22 protein-coding genes and 1 riboswitch are annotated in these 24,774 nt (G+C 47.9%); of the genes, 12 read left to right on the top strand and 10 right to left on the bottom strand.

Features of this window, described 5'->3' with window-relative positions:
- Positions 1-37: 37 nt before the first annotated feature.
- Positions 38-1,693 carry a lysine--tRNA ligase gene (locus tag JNC77_RS03235; RefSeq protein WP_374829365.1) on the bottom strand — a complete coding sequence of 552 codons (1,656 nt, stop codon included), beginning with the start codon at positions 1,691-1,693 and terminating at the stop codon, positions 38-40.
- 298 nt (positions 1,694-1,991) lie between these two features.
- On the opposite strand from JNC77_RS03235, the gene JNC77_RS03240 reads away from it, so the two are divergent.
- On the top strand, positions 1,992-2,405 hold the full coding sequence (locus JNC77_RS03240) for a tellurite resistance TerB family protein (protein WP_374829367.1): 414 nt from the start codon (positions 1,992-1,994) through the stop codon (positions 2,403-2,405).
- Positions 2,406-2,411: 6 nt separating this feature from the next.
- Here JNC77_RS03240 and JNC77_RS03245 read toward each other — a convergent pair whose 3' ends face one another.
- Positions 2,412-3,242 (bottom strand): transporter substrate-binding domain-containing protein, encoded by an 831-nt coding sequence (locus JNC77_RS03245; RefSeq protein WP_374829369.1) that lies wholly within the window; start codon positions 3,240-3,242, stop codon positions 2,412-2,414.
- A 406-nt stretch (positions 3,243-3,648) separates the two neighbouring features.
- Here JNC77_RS03245 and JNC77_RS03250 point away from each other — a divergent pair, with 406 nt between their 5' ends.
- Positions 3,649-5,502 (top strand): glycosyltransferase, encoded by a 1,854-nt coding sequence (locus JNC77_RS03250; RefSeq protein WP_374830477.1) that lies wholly within the window; start codon positions 3,649-3,651, stop codon positions 5,500-5,502.
- Here the strand turns inward: JNC77_RS03250 and ppk2 are convergent.
- Positions 5,415-6,338 (bottom strand): polyphosphate kinase 2, encoded by a 924-nt coding sequence (gene ppk2 / locus JNC77_RS03255; protein WP_374829371.1) that lies wholly within the window; start codon positions 6,336-6,338, stop codon positions 5,415-5,417. The genes JNC77_RS03250 and ppk2 overlap by 88 nt on opposite strands.
- Before the next feature lie 253 nt (positions 6,339-6,591).
- Here ppk2 and JNC77_RS03260 point away from each other — a divergent pair, with 253 nt between their 5' ends.
- Positions 6,592-7,866 carry an ATP-binding protein gene (locus tag JNC77_RS03260; RefSeq protein WP_374829373.1) on the top strand — a complete coding sequence of 425 codons (1,275 nt, stop codon included), beginning with the start codon at positions 6,592-6,594 and terminating at the stop codon, positions 7,864-7,866.
- A gap of 69 nt (positions 7,867-7,935) precedes the next feature.
- On the opposite strand, the gene JNC77_RS03265 is transcribed toward JNC77_RS03260, so the two are convergent.
- A complete protein-coding gene (locus JNC77_RS03265) occupies positions 7,936-9,081 on the bottom strand; it encodes a GNAT family N-acetyltransferase (protein ID WP_374829375.1) in 1,146 nt (381 codons plus the stop codon).
- Between the two features lie 137 nt (positions 9,082-9,218).
- Here JNC77_RS03265 and JNC77_RS03270 point away from each other — a divergent pair, with 137 nt between their 5' ends.
- Positions 9,219-10,214: a glycosyltransferase family 2 protein gene (locus JNC77_RS03270; RefSeq protein WP_374829377.1), complete on the top strand. Its 996-nt coding sequence runs from the start codon at positions 9,219-9,221 to the stop codon at positions 10,212-10,214.
- 1 nt (position 10,215) lies between these two features.
- Here JNC77_RS03270 and JNC77_RS03275 read toward each other — a convergent pair whose 3' ends face one another.
- A complete protein-coding gene (locus JNC77_RS03275; protein WP_374829379.1) occupies positions 10,216-11,490 on the bottom strand; it encodes an oligosaccharide flippase family protein in 1,275 nt (424 codons plus the stop codon).
- A gap of 186 nt (positions 11,491-11,676) precedes the next feature.
- On the opposite strand from JNC77_RS03275, the gene JNC77_RS03280 reads away from it, so the two are divergent.
- Genes JNC77_RS03280 through JNC77_RS03290 form a run of 3 tightly spaced genes read left to right on the top strand, consistent with a single transcriptional unit; the run spans position 11,677 to position 14,836 of the window.
- Entirely contained in the window at positions 11,677-12,465 is a 789-nt protein-coding gene (locus JNC77_RS03280; RefSeq protein ID WP_374829381.1) for a polysaccharide deacetylase family protein, read from the top strand.
- Complete coding sequence (locus JNC77_RS03285; protein ID WP_374829383.1) at positions 12,462-13,700, top strand: glycosyltransferase; 1,239 nt, start codon at positions 12,462-12,464, stop codon at positions 13,698-13,700. Before JNC77_RS03280 ends, JNC77_RS03285 begins: the two co-directional genes overlap by 4 nt.
- Positions 13,697-14,836, top strand: a complete 1,140-nt coding sequence (locus JNC77_RS03290) for a glycosyltransferase family 4 protein (protein ID WP_374829385.1) — start codon at positions 13,697-13,699, stop codon at positions 14,834-14,836. Before JNC77_RS03285 ends, JNC77_RS03290 begins: the two co-directional genes overlap by 4 nt.
- 58 nt (positions 14,837-14,894) lie before the next feature.
- Here JNC77_RS03290 and JNC77_RS03295 read toward each other — a convergent pair whose 3' ends face one another.
- Positions 14,895-15,470, bottom strand: coding sequence for a GcrA family cell cycle regulator (locus JNC77_RS03295; RefSeq protein ID WP_374829387.1), 576 nt, complete (start codon positions 15,468-15,470; stop codon positions 14,895-14,897).
- A 721-nt stretch (positions 15,471-16,191) separates the two neighbouring features.
- Between JNC77_RS03295 and JNC77_RS03300 the strand changes: the two genes are divergently transcribed.
- From JNC77_RS03300 to JNC77_RS03310, 3 genes are read left to right on the top strand one after another with little or no spacing between them, the layout of a single operon-like run.
- A complete protein-coding gene (locus JNC77_RS03300; protein ID WP_374829389.1) occupies positions 16,192-17,397 on the top strand; it encodes an aspartate aminotransferase family protein in 1,206 nt (401 codons plus the stop codon).
- A gap of 4 nt (positions 17,398-17,401) precedes the next feature.
- Positions 17,402-18,328 (top strand): ornithine carbamoyltransferase, encoded by a 927-nt coding sequence (gene argF / locus JNC77_RS03305; protein WP_374829391.1) that lies wholly within the window; start codon positions 17,402-17,404, stop codon positions 18,326-18,328.
- Positions 18,329-18,335: 7 nt separating this feature from the next.
- Entirely contained in the window at positions 18,336-19,325 is a 990-nt protein-coding gene (locus JNC77_RS03310; protein WP_374829393.1) for an Hsp33 family molecular chaperone, read from the top strand.
- Between the two features lie 63 nt (positions 19,326-19,388).
- On the opposite strand, the gene apaG is transcribed toward JNC77_RS03310, so the two are convergent.
- From apaG to metA, 3 genes are all read right to left on the bottom strand, one after another.
- Entirely contained in the window at positions 19,389-19,781 is a 393-nt protein-coding gene (gene apaG / locus JNC77_RS03315) for a Co2+/Mg2+ efflux facilitator ApaG/CorD (RefSeq protein ID WP_374829395.1), read from the bottom strand.
- 205 nt (positions 19,782-19,986) lie between these two features.
- Positions 19,987-21,180: an O-succinylhomoserine sulfhydrylase gene (locus JNC77_RS03320; RefSeq protein WP_374829397.1), complete on the bottom strand. Its 1,194-nt coding sequence runs from the start codon at positions 21,178-21,180 to the stop codon at positions 19,987-19,989.
- 77 nt (positions 21,181-21,257) lie between these two features.
- Positions 21,258-22,196: a homoserine O-acetyltransferase MetA gene (metA, locus tag JNC77_RS03325; RefSeq protein WP_374829399.1), complete on the bottom strand. Its 939-nt coding sequence runs from the start codon at positions 22,194-22,196 to the stop codon at positions 21,258-21,260.
- Positions 22,197-22,258: 62 nt separating this feature from the next.
- Positions 22,259-22,338: riboswitch (SAM riboswitch) on the bottom strand.
- Between the two features lie 195 nt (positions 22,339-22,533).
- Between metA and JNC77_RS03330 the strand changes: the two genes are divergently transcribed.
- Positions 22,534-23,625 carry a 2'-deoxycytidine 5'-triphosphate deaminase gene (locus JNC77_RS03330; RefSeq protein ID WP_374829401.1) on the top strand — a complete coding sequence of 364 codons (1,092 nt, stop codon included), beginning with the start codon at positions 22,534-22,536 and terminating at the stop codon, positions 23,623-23,625.
- 57 nt (positions 23,626-23,682) lie between these two features.
- Here the strand turns inward: JNC77_RS03330 and JNC77_RS03335 are convergent, their stop codons facing one another.
- On the bottom strand, positions 23,683-24,048 hold the full coding sequence (locus JNC77_RS03335) for a hypothetical protein (RefSeq protein ID WP_374829403.1): 366 nt from the start codon (positions 24,046-24,048) through the stop codon (positions 23,683-23,685).
- A 415-nt stretch (positions 24,049-24,463) separates the two neighbouring features.
- Between JNC77_RS03335 and JNC77_RS03340 the strand changes: the two genes are divergently transcribed.
- The gene (locus tag JNC77_RS03340; RefSeq protein ID WP_374829405.1) at positions 24,464-24,730 is read left to right on the top strand and encodes a DUF6460 domain-containing protein; all 267 of its coding nucleotides are present in this window, start codon (positions 24,464-24,466) and stop codon (positions 24,728-24,730) included.
- Positions 24,731-24,774: the final 44 nt, after the last annotated feature.

Genomic DNA, 24,774 nt, shown 5'->3' on the forward strand with positions numbered 1-24,774 from the left:
AATTTCAGGGCGGCTTTTAAATGGTATTTAACAGTGCTTAAACCAGCTGACCCGCCAATGCTTTATTGATCAAAGCGCGGGTTTCATCAATGCCGTAAAGGGCGATGAAAGAACCAAAGCGCGGTCCGCGTTCCTGACCGATCAGCACTTCATAAAGCATCTGGAAGAAGGAAACTGAAACACCTGGGCCACCTTCAGGGCTCTTTTTGGTATGATCCTGATAGCGCTCGATTGCACGTGCCACATCAAGTATAGCATTTTGAATTTGGCTGCCATCAGCCTGCTTGTCGATTTCGCCGAGCTTGGCTTCAACTTTTGCCAATGTATCGCGTTCAACATCATCCGCTGCGCGGAATTTCTTCGTTGGCTTGACGAAGTCGTTGAAGTAACGCAGCGCATAACCAACAAGTGCATCAAGCTCAGGATTGCTTGAAGCTGTAACACCCTCCGCATAACGGGAAATGAAGCCCCAGAGAACATCACTGTTTTCAGCGTTTGAAGCGCTGACCAGATTGAGCAACAGTGCAAACGGCACCGGCATGTTAACTTTTGGCGGATTGCCGCTGTGCTGATGCCAGACCGGATTGTTCAGACGTTCTTTCCATGATTGACGCTCATAGGCGGAAAGATAGGTGAAATACTCATCAACGGCCTTAGGGATCACATCAAAGTAAAGACGCTTTGCAGTCTTTGGCTTCTGGAACATGTAAAGACCAAGGCTTGTCTCAGGCGCATAGGTCAGCCATTCATCAATGGAAATACCATTACCCTTGGACTTGGAAATCTTTTGTCCCAATTCATCCAGAAACAGTTCATAAACAAAATGTTCCGGCGCACGGCCGCCTAAGATTTCGCAGATTCGGTCGTAAACGGCAGCATTGGTTTGGTGGTCTTTACCAAACATTTCAAAATCAACGCCGAGTGCTGCCCAGCGCATGCCGAAGTCAGGCTTCCACTGAAGCTTCACATGACCGCCGGTGACAGGCAATGTTGTTTCTTCACCATTTTCATCATCAAAAGTGATGGTGCCGTTTTTCGCATCCACATGCTTCATCGGCACATAAAGGACACGGCCGGAAATTGGCGAGATCGGCAGGAACGGGCTGTAAGTGGCCTGACGTTCTTCACCAAGCGTCGGCAGCATCACTTTCATAATGTCGTCAAAACGTTCGGCGGCACGCAGCAGAACTTCGTCGAAACGACCGTTCTTGTAATATTCGGTTGCACTGGCAAATTCGTAATCAAAACCGAAAGTGTCGAGGAAGCGGCACAGCATCGCATTATTATGATCGGCAAAAGTTTTGTATTCACCGCCAAACGGGTTTGGTACAGCTGACAAAGGCTTGTGCAGATGCGGCTCCAAAAATGCACGGTCAGGCACATTGTCCGGAATTTTGCGCATGCCGTCCATATCGTCAGAGAAGCACAAAAGCTTGGTCTTAACCTTGTCATCTGTCAGTACACGGAAAGCATTGCGCACCATGGTTGTGCGGGCAACTTCACCAAAGGTGCCGATATGCGGCAGACCTGACGGGCCATAACCGGTTTCAAACAGAACTGTTTCGGGTAGCCCCGTTTTTTCATACCGTTTGAGTATTTTTCGCGCCTCCTCAAATGGCCACGCTTTTGCTTCCGCAGCCGCCGCGGTCAATTCCGGGGTCAGCATAATTTCGGGAAGGCGTTGCGTCGTCATGAGGATTTTCCTAAAGTTGAAAGGTGGCAAAAAATACCGTTACCTATATTTATCAAGGCGGCTCTGTCGGAGCCATATCTATGCTCTATTGCTGCGGCAGGTTTACGTCAATCATATTAGCATAGATAAAGCTTGAATCGTCGGTTTGCTGTGGTTTCTTTGCCGCAATTTTCCAGAGTTTATATCGGAGTGGCGATGATAATTTCGCTTATTGTCGCTTGCGCAGATGCGCTCCTCTGCCTAACCTTCGAAAATAAATCGGTTTTAAGCTGATTCATCGATCATGCAGGAGCTATGAATGCCGCAGATTACGCCTCAGGATGCCCTTGTTTATATTATGGTACTGACATCAGCTGCCGATACGCAAATGACCGATGCGGAATTGGATTCAATCGGCAATGTGGTGACGCGTTTACCGGTCTTTAGCGGTTTTGATAAGGAACGGGTCGTTATTTTGGCTGAAGATTGCTATAATCTTTTGGCCGACGAGGACGGTTTGGAGAAAATTCTCGACCTTGCTCATGACGCTCTGCCGCCAAGATTATATGATACGGCTTATGCATTGGCTGTAGAAGTTGCAGCTGCGGATTTGCATGTCGAGCAGGAAGAGCTTGCTTTGCTGCAAATGCTGCGTGACCGTTGGGATCTGGATGAATTGACCGTTGCCGCGATTGAACGCAGCGCACGGGTGCGGTTCCGCAAGCTGGACTAAAACCCGTTAGTAAAAACTGACCGGAAAATGGCGCATATAGATTTCGTTCAATGCGCCTTTTTTCTCTAAGTTTGATAATGCGTAATCAAAAGCGCGGGTGAGGCGTTTATTGTTATGTGTGACTGTAATCGTCATCTGGTTATTGTTTAATTGCGGAGAATAATAAGCTTTTCCAACAAAGTGGCAGCAATTATGGCCTTCCTCATCCTCCAGCATGAAAGCTAAAGCAAGCCCGTCATCAAAGATCGCAGCAATTTCTTGTTGTTGCAGTGCTTTCAACATTCCTTCGTGATCTTCAAAATTTTGTACTTTGAAATCAGGGAAAAACTTTTGAAAAACATCTGCATGTTTGCTGTTTGCGATCAGACCGACCGGCTTTTCCCAATCGCTATCATTGATCTTCATATCTGCGCTGACTGTTTTGAGCGCAATGAAGCGTGCAGGAAATTTTAAATAGGGGCGTGAAAAATCGTATTTTGTACGGTTGTCTTTTGTCGGAGTGAGACCGGCAATGATGGCTTCGCCTTCACCCTTATCAAGGGCTGCTTGCAGTTCATTCCAAGGCAGAGCTTCAATCTGGCATATGTTCTCGAGCTTTAATTCACGGCAAAGAGCACGTGCAAGATCAATATTATAACCGTTTAATTGGCCTTGAGTGTTGAGATAATTAAAAGGCGCGAAATCTGTTGTTGTTAAAAAACGCAGACGAACCAAGCCGGTCAGATCCGTCGGCTTCTGCTTGATGGAGCTGTTGATAAATTGAGGTTGCGCCGGTGCTGCAAAAACCTGCCCGTAATAAAGACAACCCATTGCAAGCAATATTGCTGAAAATCGCACTATAAAACCTCAATTCGACTGGTAGACAGTTATATTATTCATTTTTGTTTAAAAAAATGTCAAATTTTATTGAAACTGCGTCATATAAATTTCATCATTTCTGCCTAGATATTCTCAATCAAGATGTTTGTTTTTTGAAAAATCATTCTAGTTCTAATAGCTATATTGTTAAGCATAGATTTCTATGCAATTCTTACATCCAAGTAAGAATATCTGTTCTGAATGGAGTTTTCTATGGCTGATTTATTATAATCTGATTTTCTTAATGTAACTCATCATTATTTGTGCGGGGGGCACGTAATTGAGAGTAGATAAGGTAAATGAGAATGATTTTAGTCTGTGTTGTAATTTAAGTGCCCGCCTTGAGCAATATGGCGTTGCGCGCAATGAGCTTAAAAAGGCTTATATGCGAGCGGGCAGTGACCCGGAACTCTTTTTAAATGAGCTTCACTGTTCAGGGGTGACCAGTGAGGTTGTTTTATATGGCGTTGTGGCAGAATATCTGGGACTGCCCTTTCGTGATCGTATCACATCTTGCCGAGTGATTGATGACAAAAGCCGGATTCCGGTTGAGTTGCACGCTATTCAGCATGCTTTGGTGCTTGATCCGCAAAACAAAGTTTTGCTTTATATATCTCCGTCGGTAAAGCAGATGGGCGCGCTTAAAAATTACCTGAACACCAATCCGCCTTTGAATTTCAATTTCGCGGTTTGCCCACCTTCTGTTATTCAAATTCTGGATAGGCGCAGCAAAAAACATGACTTGGTGCGCAAAGCTGTGATGATGACGCCGGCAAAATATTCAAGTCGACGTGTGCTGGATACAAGACAGGCATTTTTTTTAGCTTTTGGTGTCAGTGTGCTTGCCTTTCTTTTTTTTAGCTTTTTATGGCCGACATTATTTGCTTTTCATATTTTCCTGAGTTGTTTCTTTTTCACTTGTGTTGGTGTGAGACTTTTAGCTGCAATGTCTGTGCAGCGTTTGCCTAAAATGCAGCGTCATTTGCCACTGCCGGCTGACCTGCCTTGTTATAGTGTTTTGGTGCCTCTTTACAAAGAATCCGATGTCATTCCGCAATTGCTGGAGGCGCTGGGCAATCTGCATTGGCCGCGCGGGCGGTTGGATATTAAAATCATTTGTGAAGCCGATGATCGTGAAACTTTGCGTGTGCTTGGTTATTTTAAATTACCCCCCTTTATGGAAGTGGTACGTGTGCCGAATGTCGGGCCGCGCACAAAACCTAAAGCGCTGAATTATGCGCTGCAATTTGCGCGCGGAGATTTTGTTGCTGTTTTTGATGCTGAAGATCGTCCGCATCCTTTGCAATTGCTTGATGCCTGGGCAGCGTTTCAAAATGGTGGTGAAAAACTGGCTTGTGTACAGGCACCTCTCATTATCGGCAATTTCCGTCATAATTTCCTCACCCGTTTGTTTTCGTTTGAATATACCGGCCTTTTCCGCGGGCTTTTACCTTGGATGGCACACCATGATCTGGTGATGCCGCTTGGAGGCACCTCTAACCATATGCGCCGGGAAGTTTTGGAAAAAGTTGGCGGATGGGATGCTTATAATGTGACGGAAGATGCCGATCTCGGTGTGCGTCTGGCGCGGTTTGGCTATGGCATTAAAACCATTACGCATGGCACGATAGAAGATGCACCGGAAAATTTCCCTGATTGGTACAAGCAGCGCACCCGTTGGATGAAAGGCTGGATGCAGACAAGTTTGGTTCATTTGCGCAACCCCGTAGAAACAAACCGGCAGCTTGGCTTCAAACGCTTCATCATCAGCCAGGTCTATATGCTGGGTCTGATTATTTCTGCGCTTTTCCATCCGTTGATGCTGTTGACTATGATCTTTTTGGTGGTCTCTGCCTTCTTCTCGCCGTTCGAAGTGCGCCACGTGATGCTGCTCACGATTGATATGATGAATATCGTGATGGCTTACATCAGCTATTATTTGTTGAGCGCCAGAGCGGCAGAAAAGAGCGAGATGGACGGTTATCCTTATTTGCTCGGCATTGTACCTTACTGGATCATGATTTCATGTGCTACATGGCGGGCGCTTTTACAGCTGATGAAGGAGCCTTTTTTATGGGAAAAGACCCCTCATTTCAAAAGTGAAACGGCAATGCAAAATCTGGTAAAGAAAAGCATTTACCAAAGTACTGTTTATTTGGATGACGCCAAAAATGCGGTGCCTGAACCAATGATATTAGTATCTTCCTCGCCGATGGCGGTGAGATCGCGCCCTTCATAAGGAAGTGTCAGCAACACACGGCGGATTGCGGCCAGACGCGCCCGCCGTTTGTCATTGGAGCGGATGATCGTCCATGGTGCATGTTTGGTGCTGGTGCGTTCGATCATCACATGGCAGGCATCGGAATAATCCTGCCAGCGGGTAATGCCTGCCACATCAATGGGCGAAAATTTCCAATCTTTCAGCGGACTGTGGCGACGCTCATGAAAGCGCTTCAATTGCATTTCCTGCCCGATATCCAGCCAGAATTTAAAGAAATAAATACCGTCGGCGACGATCATTTTCTCCAGATCAGGTGCTTCAATCAGAAATGTTTCAAGTTGTTGCAGCGTACAAAAATTCATCACCACTTCAACCCCGGCGCGGTTATACCATGAGCGGTCGAAGGTGACGAATTCGGCAGCGGTTGGAAAATGGGCGACATAACGCTGGAAATACCATTGACCATTTTCGGTTTCGGTTGGCTTGGTCAGGGCTACATTGCGCGCCGTACGCGGATTCATAAATTCGCGTAAGGTAAAAATCGTGCCGCCTTTGCCTGCCGCATCACGGCCTTCAAACAGGCAGATGACTCGTTTGCCAGTTTCCTGCAGCCAATATTGCATTTTAACAAGTTCAATCTGCAACAGTTCCAAAGTGGCTTTATATTCTTTGGATGGCATTTGGTCGGGGTAGGGATACCCACCAGAGCCAAGCGCATTATCTTCAATCCATGCGGGTAATTCCGCATTATCGATGTCAAATTCGCGCTCTATCCCGTCAATGATCAGCTTGATGGGATCGATGCCCGAATGTCTGGAAAATGTGCTTTTGTTTGCAGCTTCATCATTTGCCAATGCGATATCCTCTCGATTGCGCTTGTGGATTGATCTTATTAAGCTTTATGGCGTTTGCAAAGAGTTGGGGTAATCAAAGTGTCATAGTATTTAACTATGTTTAAGGGGATGATTTGTCAGGTGGATGAAACCTGTCGGAACATGGCGGGAAAGTTTAATCAAACTTGTTTCGCGCTGATGATTTTATATAGTAATGTTGAAAATTAACGGGCTTTTGAGATTTCAAACCCCGTGCTCTTCGCGAGGAAAATGAATGAACAATCATGATGAGCATGGCATTGGCTCTGTCATTTTAAGAATATGGCAGCAGGGGCGCCTTTATCTGATTTTCACGGTTGTTTTACTTGCTTTTATATTCTGGATAATCTGGCCGCCGTTGGTGCTTTATCTGTTGATATTGAGCGTTATCCTGGCTTTGACATTGGTCTTGTCACCACCTGTTCCGCGCGAGATTACCCGCAAAAAAACCACAAAACGCCAAATTGCGCTGGCCGACATTCCGGCTGAACAGGTGGCGGGGTTGCTCAGCGATCCGCTGGTGATATTTGATCGCTCCGGTTCTGTGATTTATTCCAATCCGGCAGCACAGGCCGCTTTTCCTTCCATGGAAATTGAGACAATTGTGTTTTTGCGTTTTCGTGCACCGGAAATGCTGCAAATGTTACATGCTGTTGTTGAAGACGGTGAACCGCGCAGTATTGATTATTTCGAGCGTTTGCCGATCGAAAGTTGGTATAAAGCGGTGCTGATGCCGTTGGATGCGAAGGGCAAAGACCTGTTCATGCTGATTTTCCGTGACCAGACGGAGGCGCGCCGCATAGACCGGATGCGTTCGGATTTTGTTGCCAATGCCAGCCATGAATTGCGCACACCTTTGGCTTCATTGCGCGGCTTTATAGAAACCTTGCAAGGGCCGGCGCGTGAAGATGTCAAAGCACGTGACCGGTTTTTGGACATTATGCAAAAACAGGCCGACCGTATGTCGCGTCTCATTGATGATCTTTTGTCATTATCACGTTTGGAAACGAGACCCAATGTCGGCACTGAAGACAAGATCGATTTGGGTGCGGTGTTGCATCACGTCACCGACAGTCTGGCACCGATGGCTCAAGCACAAGGTGTCGTGATCGAGCATGATTTTCATGATGAGCCGGTTTATGTCGCAGGATCGCGCGATGAACTGATACAGCTGTTTCAAAACCTGATTGAAAACGGTTGTAAATATGGGGAAGGGGGCAAGCGACTTGTCGTCAGCCTTAAAAAACATGGGGTTCCCTCACCGGAAGAAGCGATTATTTCGGTACAGGATTTTGGTGCCGGTATTGCGGCAGAACATTTGCCACGTCTGACGGAACGGTTTTATCGCATCAATGCGGAAACGGGAGACGCCAAAAAAGGTACAGGCTTGGGGCTTGCGATCGTCAAACACATTCTGACCCGCCATCGCGGCAAGATGAATGTGCGCTCGGAGCTTGGCAAAGGCACCACTTTTATTATTCGTCTGCCACTTTTTTGCGTTAAGCAATGAATGTGTTCCGCAAAGGGCGATAGCATCTCGCTACATGAGTGGCGGCAGAAAAGCACGCCGTATCAGTTTTTACATTGATGGTTTGACGAGGCGCAACAGCTTCCATTTGAGCGGACGAATTGCTTGCCAAATACGTGTTGAACGCAAACCCGTCAACAGCGATTTTGCCATTAAAGTGAGGCGTCCTTTCAAAGTGAGAGCGGCTTTATAATTGTGTAATAACCGGACACCATCACACATATTGACCTTCCATGCTTCATCGCCAACACCAAGATCAAGCACGGCAAAACCTTGTTCATGCAAATCTTGCATGACCAGATAATGCAGCACCATACCGGGTGAATATTTGGACCAGTGTTCAGCTTCATGTGAGATCATCATGCCGAAATAGGTTTTGCCATCCAGCAAGCCCCAAAGCGTGGCAATAATCTCGCCATTCATTAAAAGAGCTGCCAGATGCAATGTCTGCGCTTGCCCGAAATCATCAGTGGCAAGTTCAAAGAATTGCTGCTTTTCCGGATGTTCATGAAAACCGGGAACATTGGTTTCGACAAATCGGCGTTGCTTTTGTGCAATCAGTGCCGCAATGAATGCGTGCCGCTCATCATCGGTTTCAGCAATTTTGAATTCAAACCCGCCCATGCGCAGTAAGTTGCGATAACGCTGCTTGGTGTTTTTGATACGGTGCAGGCTTTTTTCCAACTTTTGCCAAGGTTGGTCGAGGGTGGAAAAATGTCCGGCTTCGGCATGGGTTTGGCTCGAGATCAAAAAAAGCGGATTGGGTTGCTCGCCCACCCATTGCGGCATTTTTTGAAGATTGATCACATCAACTGGTGGTAATGCGGCCAAAATCATGTTCAGTAAAGCCTGCACCTGCGTTTTCGACCAGAGGGTGAAATCCTGAAATAAAACCGGTGCATTATAATCGCAGACATCATGATCAGTGAAGGTCAGCGTGTTGATGCCATGTTGTTGTCGCATTGCAAAAGGCAGGAAGATCAGTGGTTTATTATCGGCGTCATAGACCTCTACAAATAACATCTTGCAATCAGTACGTGCGCCATAGCTTTTTGCCCATGCTGCCAAGAAGGTCTTGCTTTGGAAGATAAGACTTTGCGCCAGGCTGGTCTCTCCGGCAATTCCTTGCGGCCAATCATTTGAGAGCTGATCGGGGTGGGTCAGTATTTTTATCGTGCACGAAGTTAGATCAGTCATTGCTGGATACCAATCAAAGCTAATGGCTGGTGAGGCATGAATAGTCCCGCTTCAATAAACAGATAATTTAAATTGGCTGTAGCACAATTCATTCCATATGGTTAGATGAATTGTCTGGTTTTCATGCAGGGGCACAAGTGACCATTTCTGTCATTATCAAAAGCTTAAATGAAGAGCAAAATATTGCTGCATGTATTGCGTCAGTGCTGGCGGATGGGACTGGTATGGTCAGCGAAATTATCGTAGCTGACAGTGGCTCAAAAGATCACACGATCGCTATTGCTAAGCAGTTTCCGGTGACAATTGTTCAACTGCAACCTCCTGCAAAGGCTGGTTGTGGTGTGGGTGCCCAATTGGGTTATCAATATTCGCACAGTGAGTTTGTTTGCTTGCTTGATGGCGATATGGAACTGGCACCGGATTTTTTGCGTACAGCACTGAGCTATTTGAAATCTCATCCGCCATTGGCTGGTGTGACCGGCCATATACGGGAAAAAGATTTGCGCAGTCTGGAATATCAGCGCCGCGCAATACGCCAGCGGATTGAAAATCCGGTGGGTTTGATAGACCGTATGAATGGTGGCGGGCTTTACCGACGTGCAAGTATTCAATCAACCGGCTATTTATCCGACCGCAATCTGCATGCTTATGAAGAACTGGATCTGGGTTTAAGATTGTCACAAAAAAAATGGCAATTGCGTCGGCTGGATATTCCTTTTGTAAGCCATAAGGGACACAGTCAAAATGCTTATTTATTGCTGAAGCGGCGCTGGCGATCCGGCTATTTACAGGGTAGCGGCGAGATTTTACGCGCAGCGTCAAGTGGAAATTATTTGCGGCAACTCATCCGTGCTTTGCCTGAGTTGAAACTCTGGGCACTGGTTTATGGTTGGTGGCTCGTCATTCTTGCCGCTTTATTGGGTGCTTTCGTGAATATTCATTGGCTGTGGCTTGCTGCACTTGTGACGCTTGCACCCGTTTTAATGATGGCAATGAAACAAAGAAGCTTTTCAATGGGGCTTTATTCAGTGGTGGCTTGGATGTTTCATGCCGCAGCACTACCGTTTGGTTTTTTAAAAAAGCGCATTTCTCCGCAAAGTTTCATTGAAAGCAAAATACTTCAAAAGCCTTGATTTAGGATTGGCGTACCGTTTTCAGTAAACACCACCATGAGGCAATCGCCAAAGCCAGATCAATCACATAAAAGGCGGCAAAGGTGCCTTGTGGCGGGTAAGCCCACGTTGCCAAAGCCAGTAGTGCGCCACCAAAAATATTGGCGCTATTGAGAATAGCCGAGCGATAACCGTGCCGGCCAGCTGCGCCTAATGTTTCAATTGGCACTGCCCAAAGTGCAAAAAAGACGTTTGTCCAACAAAGAATGCGCGAATATTGCACCAAAGTGTCGTAATCCGAGCCAAACAAAAAGGGAAGTATGGGAGCGAAGATAAAAATGCTCAAAGAGGTGAAAAAGCCGATACCAAGTGCTGCCATTTGTAATTTTTTGGTCATGGCATAAGCATTTTGAATGCCCTTGGTGCTTGCAGCTGCAAGGCGCGGATAGGCAAGGCGGTTCATCGCTTCAATGCCCATGGTGCTGCTGTCGATAATGCGGCGCACGATCGCATAAGAACCGACAAAACCGGCCGGCATGAGCGTGCTGAGCATCAGCAAGTCAACATTCTGGCGGGCGGTTTTAAAAACAAACTGGCTGGCAAAAAGCAGGCCAAGCCTGATTTCATGACGGATGATGCGGTAAACAGGTTTGCCAAGTCGCCAGATGAAATAATAATAAAAAATCATCACAATGACATGACAGGCAAATTGCCAGACTGCCCATGTGAAAAGATCTTGGGTGGTGAAAACCAGACAGGCAACAGCTGCGGTGAACATTCGCGCAAAGGCAAAGCCTACAACTGATAAATTTGCTGATTGATATTGGCCGTGTGCAATATAAATCTGCTCGACCAGCAAAATGAGACGCACCAGCACAATATTGGTGATCAACAATAACAGAATGGAAAATTCGCTAAAATTGCCTTGTGTGGTAAGCTCAATCCAGAGTGGCAAAACGCTCATACCGAGAAGCACAAGCGCTGCACCGGTTAGAGCAATGAGGCTTAAACAATGCCCGAACAAAACCGTGTAAACTTGTTTGTTTTGAGCAACACGCCGCACAAGGGATTCGGTTGAGCCAAGACCGCAAATATGGGTGGCAATGGCAGTGATGGCAAGAATTGTCACCAGCAAACCAAATTGTTCGGAACCAAGCGAGCGGGCGAGAATAGCAAATGTCATCAGCTGAGCTATATTGGCGGCCAGTAGGCTGCCGCTTGACGCAGCATAGGAAAGCAACATCTGACCTAATGGCCGCGTTGTTCGCTTAGCTTTACCTGATGGATATTGCTCCAAGCCTGTTTCCTTAAATAATGCTTTTTAAATTTTTACATTCACTTTTACGGTAGAGGTTCAAGCTTTTACACTTTGTTCTGATCTTGTGGCTTATGATAGTTTCCGATCTATCGTCAATTGGTTCCTTTGAGCTTACGTTTAGAACGCATAAAGGATGAATGGAATTATGGTCAGGCAGGACGGCGCGTGACAAGACAGCTTTTAGACTTGAATGAATGGCCGAACCGGATTTCACGCCGGATCACCGACCGGATGATGCGCTATTTCCCTCAGCGTGTGCTGGATATTCGGCTGGCGCAACCTGTGGTGTCCTTTAGTTTCGATGATGTACCACATTCAGCTGTTCGTGCCGGTGCCACGATTTTGGAGCGTTATAATGCGCGTGGTACTTTTTATATTGCCGGTGGTTTGCAGGATAAGATGCAAGGCGATACCCGTATGTTTTCGTCTGCCGATGTGCAATATTTGGCGCGCGCCGGCCACGAAGTGGCCTGTCACAGCTATTCGCATCGCAAAGTGAGTGCTTTTACGCATGGAAATTTGGAGCGTGATCTGGCGCGCAACAAAGCTTATCTTGATAGTTTAACGCCGCAACAAGGCGTCAGCCGCAATTTTGCTTATCCTTATAACGCACCCAAATGGTGTGCGCGCCAATTATTTGCTGCGCGTTTTAATTCTTGCCGTGGCGGCGGCAATCAGATCAATCGCGGGCGCATAAATCGTGATTTACTCTATGGCGTTGAAATTGGCGGCGACCAAAATACTTTCAGCACACTCTCGGCCTATATCGAGGACGTTGTGCAAAAACCGGGTTGGCTGATTTTTTTCACCCATGATGTGGATGATAATCCAAGCCCCTATGGTTGCTCGCGTGCGCTTTTTGAAAGCCTGCTGGCATTTGCTGTTGAAAACTCTTGCTGCATCCTGCCTGTCAAAGATGCATTGTCCTTGTTGCAAGGACAAAACCGCGAATGAAACGAGCACCGCAGACCCTTCTTGCGATCAATAATTATTTTTATCGTCGTGGTGGCGCGGAAACCGTTTTCTTTGAGCATATGCAGCTTTTCAATGATGCTGATTGGCGTGTCGTACCTTTTGCTATGCAGCATCCGGAAAATTTGGCCTCTGCTTATACTTCCTATTTTGTGCGCGAAATAGAATATGGCCGACGCACATCTCTGACTGATAAATTATCGCAGGCTGCGAAGGTTATTTATTCGAAAGAAGCGCAGCGTAATATTACCCGCCTGATTGAAGATGTACGCCCTGACATTGCCCATGCCCATAATGTTTATCATCATATTTCGCCGTCGATTTTTCCGGTTCTGAAACAGGCCGGTATTCCAACCGTCATGACAGCACATGATCTTAAACTTGCTTGTCCTGCTTATAAAATGCTGAGCCATGATGAGGTATGTGAACGCTGCAAAGGCGGACGTATTTATAATGTTGTCCGGCAGCGTTGTATTAAGGATTCCGTGGCGCTCAGCGGTTTGGTTTTTCTGGAAACACTGGTGCATCGCAGCTTCGGCCTTTACCGCGATAATCTTGACCGTATTGTTGTGCCAAGCCGTTTCTATCACGAGAAACTGATTGAATGGGGATGGCCGGAAGATAAACTCACTTATATTCCGAATTTCGTTGATGTTGGATTGGCGCGAGCGCCTTCGCAGCGCGGGGATTATTTTCTTTATGCGGGAAGACTATCGGAAGAAAAAGGATTGGTCACTTTAATTGAGGCAATTGCGCAAGCAAAGCAAAAGCTGCTGATTGCCGGTTCCGGTCCTTTGGAGCAGAGCCTTAAGCAATTAGTTGCAAAACTTGGTGCTGATGTCGAATTTTTAGGACATTTACAGGCAGATCATTTACATCGCACAATCAATGGTGCAACGGCTTTGGTGCTGCCGTCACAATGGTATGAAAATGCACCGATGAGCATTTTGGAAGGCTATATTCTGGGCGTGCCGGTGATAGGCAGCAGGATTGGCGGCATACCGGAACTGGTGCGTGAAGGTGTAACCGGCCTGTTGGCAGAAGCTGGCAATGTGCAGGATTTGGCAGAAAAAATAGCGCAGATGGCAGATATAAACGCGCAAAAACGTGGCGCAATGGCAATTGAGGGAGCGCAATGGGTGCGTGAGGCATTTTCGAGTGTCCAATATAAACAGTCGATGCTGGAGCTTTATGCCTCTCTTAAAGGTGCGCAATGAGTGCCGACCATCAACGAAAACGTATTTTTATGCTTGGTTTGCGCGGCATTCCGGATGTGCAGGGCGGTGTTGAAAAACATGTTGAGGAATTAAGCCGGCGTTTGCCTTTAAAAGGGTATGACGTCACGGTCATGGGACGGTGCCATTACTTAAAGCATAGAGAACCTTATTATTGGCAGGATGTTAAGATCATATCACTCTATGCGCCGCGTTCCCGATATTTCGAAGCGATAGTAAATAGCTTTTTTGGTGTTTTTTATGCCGCAAAACACAAAGCCGATATTGTGCATATTCATGCGATTGGCCCATCATTAATGGCTCCATTGGCAAGAGCTTTGGGATTAAAAGTGGTGATAACCCATCACGGCTTTGATTATGACCGGCAAAAATGGGGTGCGGTGGCGCGCAAGGTTTTGAAACTCGGTGAATATTTAGGCATGAAATTTAGTCATGCCCGTATAGCTGTTTCACGTCATATCGCGGATGTGATGCAAAAACGCTATCATGTTGATGTTACATATATCCCGAACGGTGTTGCGATTTTTGAAGGGACGCCGGATGAAAACTTGTTGGATCAATTCCAACTAAGCCCTGCCAATTATCTGATCAATGTCGCACGTATTGTGCCGGAAAAACGCCAGCTCGATTTAATCGAAGCCTATGAAAAATTGAACCGTCCGGGTGTGCCGCTGGTTCTCGTTGGCGGAGGCAATGACCATTGTGATTATTACGCGCAAGTTCAGGCGCGGGCCGCTGAAGTGGCGGGGGTTGTCATGACCGGCGTTTTAACGGGGGAAAAACTGGCCGCAATCTTTGCCCATGCCTCTTTGTTTATTTTGCCGTCAAGCCATGAGGGTATGCCGATCGCATTGCTGGAAGCTTTACATTACGACGTGCCGGTTTTGGCCAGTGATATTATCGCGAATGTGGAAGTGGGCATGCCACCAGAAAATTACTTCCCGCTCGGCGATATTGCTGCCTTGACGACGGCAATGAATAAGAAACTATCATCGGCTAGCAAATCTGACAAAGAATTAGATAATTCCCTCTACTTAAAGCAAGATTTCAGCTGGGACCATATTGCAGATCAGACATGCGCGGTTTATGCGCAAGTTTTGCAAGGTGCCAGCAAATAAAAAACCACATCAGCGAGGACGCATGATGTGGTTTTATGATCGGCTGATTGTTTGAAGCTTAACGGGCGCGGCGACGCTCTGAAGATGGTTGATAAGCAAGCTTGGCGTGATAAGCGCAATAAGGACTGCTTTCACCGGATTCATGACCGCAGAAATGAAATTCTTCCGATAACGGATCACCCAGCGGCCATTTGCAGGTGCGCTCGGTCAGCTGCAACAATGACAATTTGCGTGAAATCGGAATAACCACATCGGATGCAGGCTGCATCACTGGTTCAGCCACAATAGTGTCGGCTTCATATTCCATTTGCAAAGCGGCAGCGCCAACGGTTTTGGTAACCGATGGGCGCACGGGAGCCTGCACATGCACATGGGCTGCGGTAACGGACGGTGTGACAGGCGGAGCCACCGGTCTTGGCGGAGCCGAGGTTGTGGCGGTCGGAGCCGGAGCCACTTTTTTGCTGCGCGGTGCAGCGGTGGTGGTTTTTCCGCGACCTGAAAGTTTTAACCGATGCACTTTGCCGATAACCGCATTGCGGCTCACACCGCCAAGTTGTGCTGCGATCTGGCTTGCACTGAGGCCTTCACTCCACAGTTTTTTCAGAACTTCGACGCGCTCGTCTGTCCAGCTCATCGCCATAGGCTCCAATCGTTATTTGTTAGCCGGAATACATCAATGTGCTACAGAAAATATCCTGCCAGCACCACCATTCACTTCCGGGTGACTAGGTCCGCCTTACGAAATCTAGTTTTACTTAACCATCAAGCTACAATACCGAGCTTGATCCTGACAAGGCTCTGGACACCCGGCTGATTTGCTTTTCGGGGTTTTCCCCAGATAGGTTGTCAAGTCTTGTTTTCGTAATGGCCTCTTTAAATATGTTCATAGTCGCCTTGACCGCTTCGTAAACTCCGCCATTTGGCGGGCGCCGCCGGTCTGAAAGCTGCAACTTCCTGTCTATATAGCGATTTAGATGTAAATTGCTATCTCTATGACAGCAATATAAATACAACTAAAGCAGAATGTTGCAAAAAAGCTTATAAATGCGGCGAAAATCAATGCCTTTTTCTATAAGGTTGATTGACTTTTTATATCCGGCACCCAATATTCGTTATCGAATTCCGTAGCTTTTTTCAGCTGGTGAAAACCAGTCATGAAATCTAAGGATTGATTGTATAATTGATAGCTTGTCGAATCCGATTTTTAAGTCAATTATGCAAATGCCGCCCGAGGGCGGCTTTTTAGTTTCATCAGCGTATTGAAACGTTGATTTCACCTTGGTTTCGGAGTGCCTTATGGCCTCCGGGATTGAATTTATATTAGAACGTTAGAGGCTTATGGAGGCCTGACTGGCATGACCGACGCAACCGTACACCCGCTTTACGAAACCTATAATCGTGCGGCTCTGCGTTTTGAGCGAGGAGAGGGCATTTGGCTGATTACCGATAAAGGTGAGCGCTACCTCGATTTTGCTGCCGGTATTGCTGTCAATGCACTCGGCCACAACCACCCGCATCTGGTGACAGCTTTGAAAGATCAGGCTGATAAATTGTGGCATGTGTCTAATATTTATGAAGTTCCGGGGCAGGAAAAACTGGCCAAACGACTGACAGATAATACCTTTGCCGAGCGTATTTTCTTCACCAACAGTGGTGCGGAAGCGCTCGAATGCGCGATTAAAACCGCGCGTCGTTATCACTATGTCAATGGTCAGCCGGAACGCTACCGCATCATCACTTTTGAAGGTGCTTTCCACGGCCGTACCTTGGCAACGATTGCTGCCACCGGTCAGGAAAAATATCTGGAAGGGTTTGGCCCTAAAGTCGATGGCTTTGATCAGGTGCCATTTGGTGACGAGAAAGCTTTGAAAGCTGCGATTACCAATGAAACCGCCGGTATTTTGCTGGAGCCTGTACAGGGCGAGGGCGGCCTGCGCCCGTTCCCGGACGAAACATTGCGTGCCATTCGCAAGCTTTGCGATGATAATGGCATCCTGTTGATTATGGATGAGGTGCAGAGCGGTGTCGGTCGTACCGGCCGTATGTTTGCCCATGAATGGGCAGGTATCACTCCTGACATTATGGCCATTGCCAAGGGCATCGGCGGCGGTTTCCCGCTTGGTGCATGTCTGGCAACTGCTGAAGCCTCGAAGGGTATGACTGCCGGCACCCATGGCACCACCTATGGCGGCAATCCGCTGGCCATGGCTGTGGGCAATGCGGTGCTTGATGTGATGCTCGATGAAGATTTTCTGCCGCATGTCCAGAAAATTGCCCTCATTCTGAAACAGGGCTTTGCCTCAATGATCGACCGGTTTCCGAATATTGTTTCGGAAGTGCGTGGTCGCGGACTTCTGATCGGTCTCAAATGCGTGGTGCCGAACACAATGCTGCTTCAGGCTGTGCGTGATGAAAATATGCTGGCGGTTACTGCCGGCGATAATGTGCTGCGTCTTTTGCCGCCATTAGTGACCACAGAAGACGAAGCGCGTGAAGCATTGAAGCGTTTAGAAACGGCAGTGGAACGTTTATCTGTCGCAAACCCAGTAAAGACGGCATAAAATCATGATCAGCAAAAACGGCGTAAAACATTTTACAGACTTGGCAGATATCAGCTCTGCTGAATTGCGTATGATCATGGATGATGCGAAGCTGTTGAAGGCGCGCACCAAAGCTGGCGAAATCAACAAGAGCTTGTCCGGTAAAGTGCTGGCGATGATTTTTGAAAAACCATCGACCAGAACGCGCGTGTCTTTTGATGTGGGTATGCGCCAGTTAGGCGGCGAAACCTTGATGCTGACCGGCTCGGAAATGCAGCTTGGCCGCAGTGAAACCATTGCCGATACTGCCAAGGTTCTTTCGCGTTTTGTTGATGCCATCATGATCCGCACTACATCGCATGATCGCATGCTGGAACTGGCAGAACATGCGACAGTTCCGGTCATCAATGCACTGACTGATGATACGCACCCTTGTCAGATCATGGCCGACATCCTAACTTATGAAGAACATCGCGGCTCCATTGAGGGTAAAACTTTTGCCTGGATGGGCGATGGCAACAATGTTCTTCACTCGCTTGTTGAAGGGGCGGCACGTTTCAATTTCAACGTGAATATTGCCACCCCTGAAGGCAGCGAGCCAAAGCAACAATATCTGGACTGGGCTTTGCAAAATGGTGCGAAGATCATGTCTACAACCGACGCTCACAAAGCAGCAGCAGGCGCTGATTGTATTGTCACCGATACATGGGTTTCCATGGGACAGGAAGATAATGCACGCGGCAATAATGTCTTCATGCCTTATCAGGTCAATTCTTATCTGATGGAAAAGGCTGACCCGCAGGCATTGTTCATGCATTGTCTGCCGGCACACCGCGGCGAAGAAGTAACCGACGAGGTGATCGACGGGCCGCAATCTGTCGTTTTTGATGAAGCGGAAAATCGACTTCACGCACAAAAAGCCATTTTGGCTTGGTGCCTGAAGGGAGAGTAAAACAAATATGGCTAATGATACATTTGAACCGGATATGACCTATGCCGGTGACGATGCCGTGGTGCCTTTTCAGGTGGAAGGGTTGGATATCCGCGGCCGCGCAATCCAGATGGGTGGCGCACTTGATCAAATTCTGTCGCGCCACGACTATCCCGAAGTGGTTGCGCGTCTTCTGGCAGAAACCGTCATCTTGACGGTTCTGCTTGGCACAACCTTGAAATTTCAGGGCAAGTTCATCCTGCAAACGCAGTCAGACGGGCCTGTCGATATGCTGGTGGTGGATTTCCAGACGCCGGATGCCGTTCGTGCTTATGCCCGTTTTGATGAAGAACGTCTGAATGCATCGATTGAGGCTGGTAAAACCCAGCCCGAAGATCTGCTCGGACGTGGTACATTAGGGCTGACCATCGATCAGGGTGCCCATATGCAGCGTTATCAGGGGCTGGTGGCTCTTGATGGCTCAACACTGGAAGAGATTGCGCGCAATTACTTCTTGCAATCGGAACAAATTCCGACCGATATCCGCATTAGCGTGGCACAATTGATGGAACGCGACAGTGACGGCACCTTGCGTCAAGGATGGCGTGCCGGTGGCTTGATGATCCAGTTTCTGCCGCAATCGGGAATTGCTCCAAGACAGCGCGATCTGCCGGGTGGCGATGCGCCTGTTGATGCGGCAGCCGTTCAGGTGGATGCAGAAGATGAATGGCAGGAAGCGCGTGCGCTTGTTGGCACTATCGAAAGCTCCGAACTGACCGATCCGCAAGTGGCCGTTGAACGCCTGCTTTACCGGCTGTTCCACGAACGTGGCGTGCGCGTTTATGAACCGGCACGGGTAGTGGCAAAATGCTCTTGCTCGCGCGAGAAGATCGAAGGTGTCTTGTCCGGTTTTTCTGCAGAAGAAATTCAGGAAAGTACCGAAGATGGTCAGATTACTGTCAATTGCGAATTTTGCTCGACCAATTATGTGTTCGATCCGGCTGAATTTGCCAAATAAGATTTGGCATTGATTAATTAAAAAAAGCGGGTTTTCAGATGAAAGCCCGCTTTTTTATTGGGATTAGTTAAGTGTCCGCCGATTGTTGGGCATATCCAGCGAAAAAGCCGGAACATTGACTTCAAAAGCCTCGCCATCCGCACTCTGCATTTGATAACTGCCGATCATCATGCCGGAATTGGTTTTGAGCGGGCATCCGGATGAATATTGGTAACTGTCACCCGGTTCAATCACCGGCTGTTCGCCGACCACTCCGGGGCCGTGCACTTCTTCTACTTTGCCTGCACCGTCGGTGATCTTCCAATAGCGTGAGCGTAAACAGACCGTTGCTGTTGAATGATTGGCAATCGTGACCCGATAACCCCAAAAATAGCGGCCTTCATCCGGCTCGGATTGCTCCTCGAGATAAAAAGGCTCAACCGTTATTTCGATATTGCGGGTGGTTGCACGATACATGGTTTCAACTCTTATCACTTCGTCAAAATACCGGCACATTGATTATTCAAATCAATGTGCCGCTAAAGCATGTCTCCCAAAAGTGGGCACCGGTTTTGGGATAAAGACATGCGTAAAAACAAAACGCTAGAGCGAGCACAGTGGATACGATTAAGTGCGACACGCTCTAGAGATAGTCATGACATAAATTGACGCAGAAGACAGCTTATTTAATGGTCTTCAATGCTTCTGCAACGTCTTCCAAGAGATCATCCGTATCTTCCAAACCAACCGAGAGACGCAGCAAGCCTTCACTGATATTCTGCTCAAGGCGAGCTTCATCGGTCAGGTTCTTATGGGTGGTAGTGGCCGGATGGGTAATCAGGCTTTTTGCATCGCCTAAATTGTTGGAAATACGGATGATTTCCAGTGCATTTTCAAATTCAAACGCCGCCTTTCTGCCGCCTTTCAATTCCAATGCAATCATGGTTGAACCGCCGCTCATTTGGCGGGCAATAATATCAGCCTGCGGGTGATCAGGGCGTCCCGGATAAATCACTTTGCTCACCGCACTTTGTTCGGCCAAGAAGTCAGCCAAAGCGCGTGCTGATTGTGCTTGTTGCTTGACGCGTACCGGCATGGTTTCAAGGCTTTTCAGCATAATCCATGAATTGAACGGGCTGAGGCCCGGGCCGGTATGACGGAAATATTCCTGAAATTCGTTTTCAATCCATTCGCGATCCGATAAGACAAGGCCGCCAAGACAACGTCCCTGACCATCAATATGCTTGGTTGCCGAATAGACAACAATATGCGCACCAAGCTGCAATGGTTTTTGGAACAATGGTGTGGCAAACACATTGTCGACGATGAGTTTCGCACCGACCGAATTGGCGATCTCGGCAACTTTTTCTATGTCGATGATTTCCAATGTCGGGTTGGAAGGACTTTCCAAAAACATCACTTTGGTGTTTGGGCGCGTGGCAGCCTGCCAGTTTTCAAGCTTCGAACCATCGATGATGGAAATTTCCACGCCATAACGCGGCAACAATGTTTCGACGATATAGTTACATGAACCAAATACCGCGCGCGCTGAAATGACGTGATCACCCGCTTTGACCTGACACAAAATAGCGGCGGCGACGGCTGCCATGCCGGAAGCGGTGGCACGGGCTTCTTCCGCACCTTCCAAAGCGCACATACGCTGTTCAAACATGCTGGTGGTCGGGTTGGCATAACGGGAATAAATAAAACCCGGATCTTCGCCATTAAAGCGGGCAACTGCGGCTTCGGCATTTTCATAAACGAAGCCTTGCGTCAGAAACAGTGCTTCCGAGGTTTCGCCAAATGGCGAACGCTGCGTGCCGGCATGAACAAGCTGTGTGGCGGGGCGAAAATTGCGTTTTGGTTTATCAGTCATTTTCCAACCTATATAATGAAGAGGTTCGTCTTGGTTATCGAAGGGAAGCGAACCTGCAGGGTATTAAATGCGTAACTTTAAGCCGTTTCTTCGATCTTTTTCGGGCCGATCATTTCCAGATCATAAGTGGTGGTCTGGTAAATTTCGTTGATCCAATTGCCGAATAATAAATGGGCATGGCTGCGCCAACGGTTTTGTGGCGTCAGTGTCGGGTCATTTTGCGGGAAGTAGTTTTGAGGCAAATCGATCTGGTTGCCAGCCTCGATATCGCGGAAATATTCCTCGGCCAGTGAGGTGGAGTCATATTCAACATGGTTGAAAATATAAAGGCGGTTGCCTTCTTTTTCGCGCAACAGACAGACACCGGTTTCATCGGATTCCATCAGGATTTCCAGCTCCGGCACCTGACGGATATCTTGGCCGCGGATTTCTGTCCAGCGCGAGACAGGAATTTGGAAGTCATCGGAAAAGCCGTTGAGATAAACGGAAGCCGGTTGCAGATTGCGATGACGGTAAACCCCGAAAGCTTTCTTTGCCAATTCATATTTTGGCACGCGGTGGAAATGCCAGACAGCAGCCATTGCACCCCAGCAAATATTGAAGGTTGAGTGGACATTGGTTTTTGTCCATTCAAAAATCTGCTCCATCTCGTCCCAATAGGTTACATCCTGATAATCAAGCGTTTCCACTGGTGCACCGGTGATAATGAAGCCGTCAAACTTGCGGTGCTTGATCTCTTCCCATGTATTGTAGAAGGACAACAAATGTTCTTCGGAGGTGTTTTTAGCGCGGTGCCCGCCAATACGCACAAGGGTCAGTTCCACCTGCAAAGGGGTGGCACCAATGAGACGGGCAATTTGCACTTCGGTGCGGATTTTGTTTGGCATGAGGTTGAGCAGGCCGATTTGCAAAGGGCGAATGTCCTGACGTGTGGCTTGGGTCTCGCTCATTACGCGCACACCTTCACTGACAAGGGTCGCAAATGCTGGAAGTGTGTCAGGGATCTTAATTGGCATATTCAACTCTCTTCTCTGGTACCGGTGCAGCTTTTAAAAAAAATCGCAACAAAGTACCCGGAAGGAGGTCAACCGCGGCCCTTTTTAGCGATTTATTTTACGTGGCTGCAAGCCGGCCGGCCAAATCACCACGGTAGAAATTTATTTAGACCTGCATATCAAGTTGTGTCAACAAGCAAGGTCTTAATTTCTATTATCTCCTTTTCTGAGGAAAAGAAAGCGTAATTTACCATATGAGCAACTCAAGGTGCGCTGGCCTGTTGTTCAAACGCTTCAGATGTCGTATCGAGTTGGAACTATTTATTGTTCTTCGTCTAGGTGTCAGGGATTTTTGGTAATGGCAAATGAGCAGCTCGGAATATTGGCGGATGCAGATATCGCGGCGCTCTTTGAGGCCGGTGCATTAAAATCTGCCCGTCCGCTCGATGATGATCAAATTCAGCCGGCCAGCCTTGATTTGCGCCTTGGCACCAAAGCTTACCGCGTGCGCGCATCTTTTATGCCGGGTCGCGATACACCGGTAATCGACAAGCTGGAACGCCTGAAGCTGCACGAGATCGACCTGACATCGGGCGCAGTGTTGGAAACCGGTTGCGTTTACATCGTGCCTCTGCTTGAAAGTGTGCATCTGCCGCAAGAATTGTCCGCTGCTGCCAATCCGAAAAGCTCAACCGGCCGCCTTGATATTTTCACCCGCGTAATTGTCGATGGTGCGCAGGAATTTGACAAGGTGCCAGTTGGTTATCAGGGGCCTCTTTATCTGGAAGTCAGCCCGCGTACGTTCCCGATTGTGGCACGTACCGGCTCCAGACTGTCGCAAATCCGTTTCCGTCAGGGGCGTTCGCAGCTTGATGAAGCAGAATTGGCCGTGTTGCATGAACGCGAAACTTTGGTTGCGTCCGAGACACCGAATATTTCCGGTGGCGGTATCGCGCTTTCAATTGATCTGTCGGGTGATGATAAAGGCCTGATCGGTTATCGCGGCAAGCATCACACATCGGTTGTCGATGTCGATCAGCGCAATGCCCATGATCTTTATGATTACTGGGAGCCGATCTATGATCGAGGCGCGCGGGAACTGGTGCTTGATCCGGACGAGTTTTATATTCTGGTTTCACGCGAAGCTGTGCATGTTCCGCCGGATTATGCTGCTGAAATGACGCCCTTTGATCCGCTCGTCGGCGAATTCCGCGTCCATTACGCCGGTTTCTTTGATCCGGGCTTTGGCCACACTGCTGCTGGCGGAACGGGCAGCCGTGCAGTGTTGGAAGTGCGCAGCCATGAAGTGCCGTTCATTTTGGAACATGGCCAGATCATCGGTCGTTTGATTTATGAAAAAATGTTGCATCGCCCCAGTGCGCTTTATGGTGCCGAGCGCGGCTCGCATTATCAGGCTCAGCGCCTGAAACTGTCGAAACATTTCCGTTAAGACGGGCATTAAAATTAAGCCGGAGATGGTAAAATACTCCGGCTTTATTTATTTTTATCAGCGGCGTTTCATATTGAGCGGATCATTGGATTTGGCCGCACTATAGCTCATGACAACGCGGATGGTTCGGGAGCGCACACGGGTCTCATTGGCGCATTCCTGAATGGCTTCCAGTGCACTGATGGCAAAAAGTTGGCCTGCTTTGCGCACGGGGCGATATTCGATAGTCGCTATATCGACGAGCTTGCCGTCGCGGTCATATTTGACTTCAAAAACAGCAGTTGCGGTCTGATAATCAATAGTATCAGGCAAAGTCCAGCATTGGCTGGCCATTTCCGCCACCACTTCGCTGTCGGTTGCAGCTTGTGCTGCCTGACCGGAGATGCCTGCCAACAAGATCAGAAGTAAGCCGATTTTTCTCATAAATCTGGTATAGGTGCTATCAGATTTTTTTCAACCTTTATGGCTATAAAATGTGTTTAATCACTTGAGAGCAATTGCGCTTCACATGAAAAAATGGCGACAGGTAAGATAGACCACGCAAAGCAAGATGGTGATAATGACTAAAATATCAGTGGCGAGCAGCACGTCGCTTGGCATAGTTTTATCCCTCTTTGTCATGATGCTGGTGCCAATGATAAAGACTTCATAAAAATCAGACAGGCACGAGTTTTATGAACTTCAGCGCATTTGCGCAGATTTTTTCTAAGCCAAGGTGCAATCGTCGAAAATGATTTACATGCGGGTTCCAACAGCTTCTGCGAGTGCCCAACTTGCACTTGAGCTGAAGAATGTTTACTTGAGGAAAGCACTATTCCAGCAGCAGGAGCATCAAACCATGTCCGATAAAGTTAATCGTTTTCTCGGTGACACCCCCGGTCGTGTGTTGGTGAAGCTGATTGTGGTGTCACTGGTTGTTGGTTTTGTGATGAACGCGTTCCATTGGTCGCCCTATGATCTTTTATGGGCGGTGCGTGATTTCTTCTTGCGCTTGTGGAATATGGGCTTTGCAGCTTTGGGCAATTTTGCCGATTATTTTCTGCTGGGTGCTGCCGTGGTTATTCCGGTCTTTATTATCTTGCGCCTTCTCAATTATCGTCGTTAATAACGCATCTCCGCCATAATAAATGCAGATTGTCTGCATAAAAA

Source organism: Paenochrobactrum pullorum (assembly GCF_041929845.1).
Classification (GTDB): Bacteria; Pseudomonadota; Alphaproteobacteria; order Rhizobiales; family Rhizobiaceae; genus Paenochrobactrum; species Paenochrobactrum pullorum.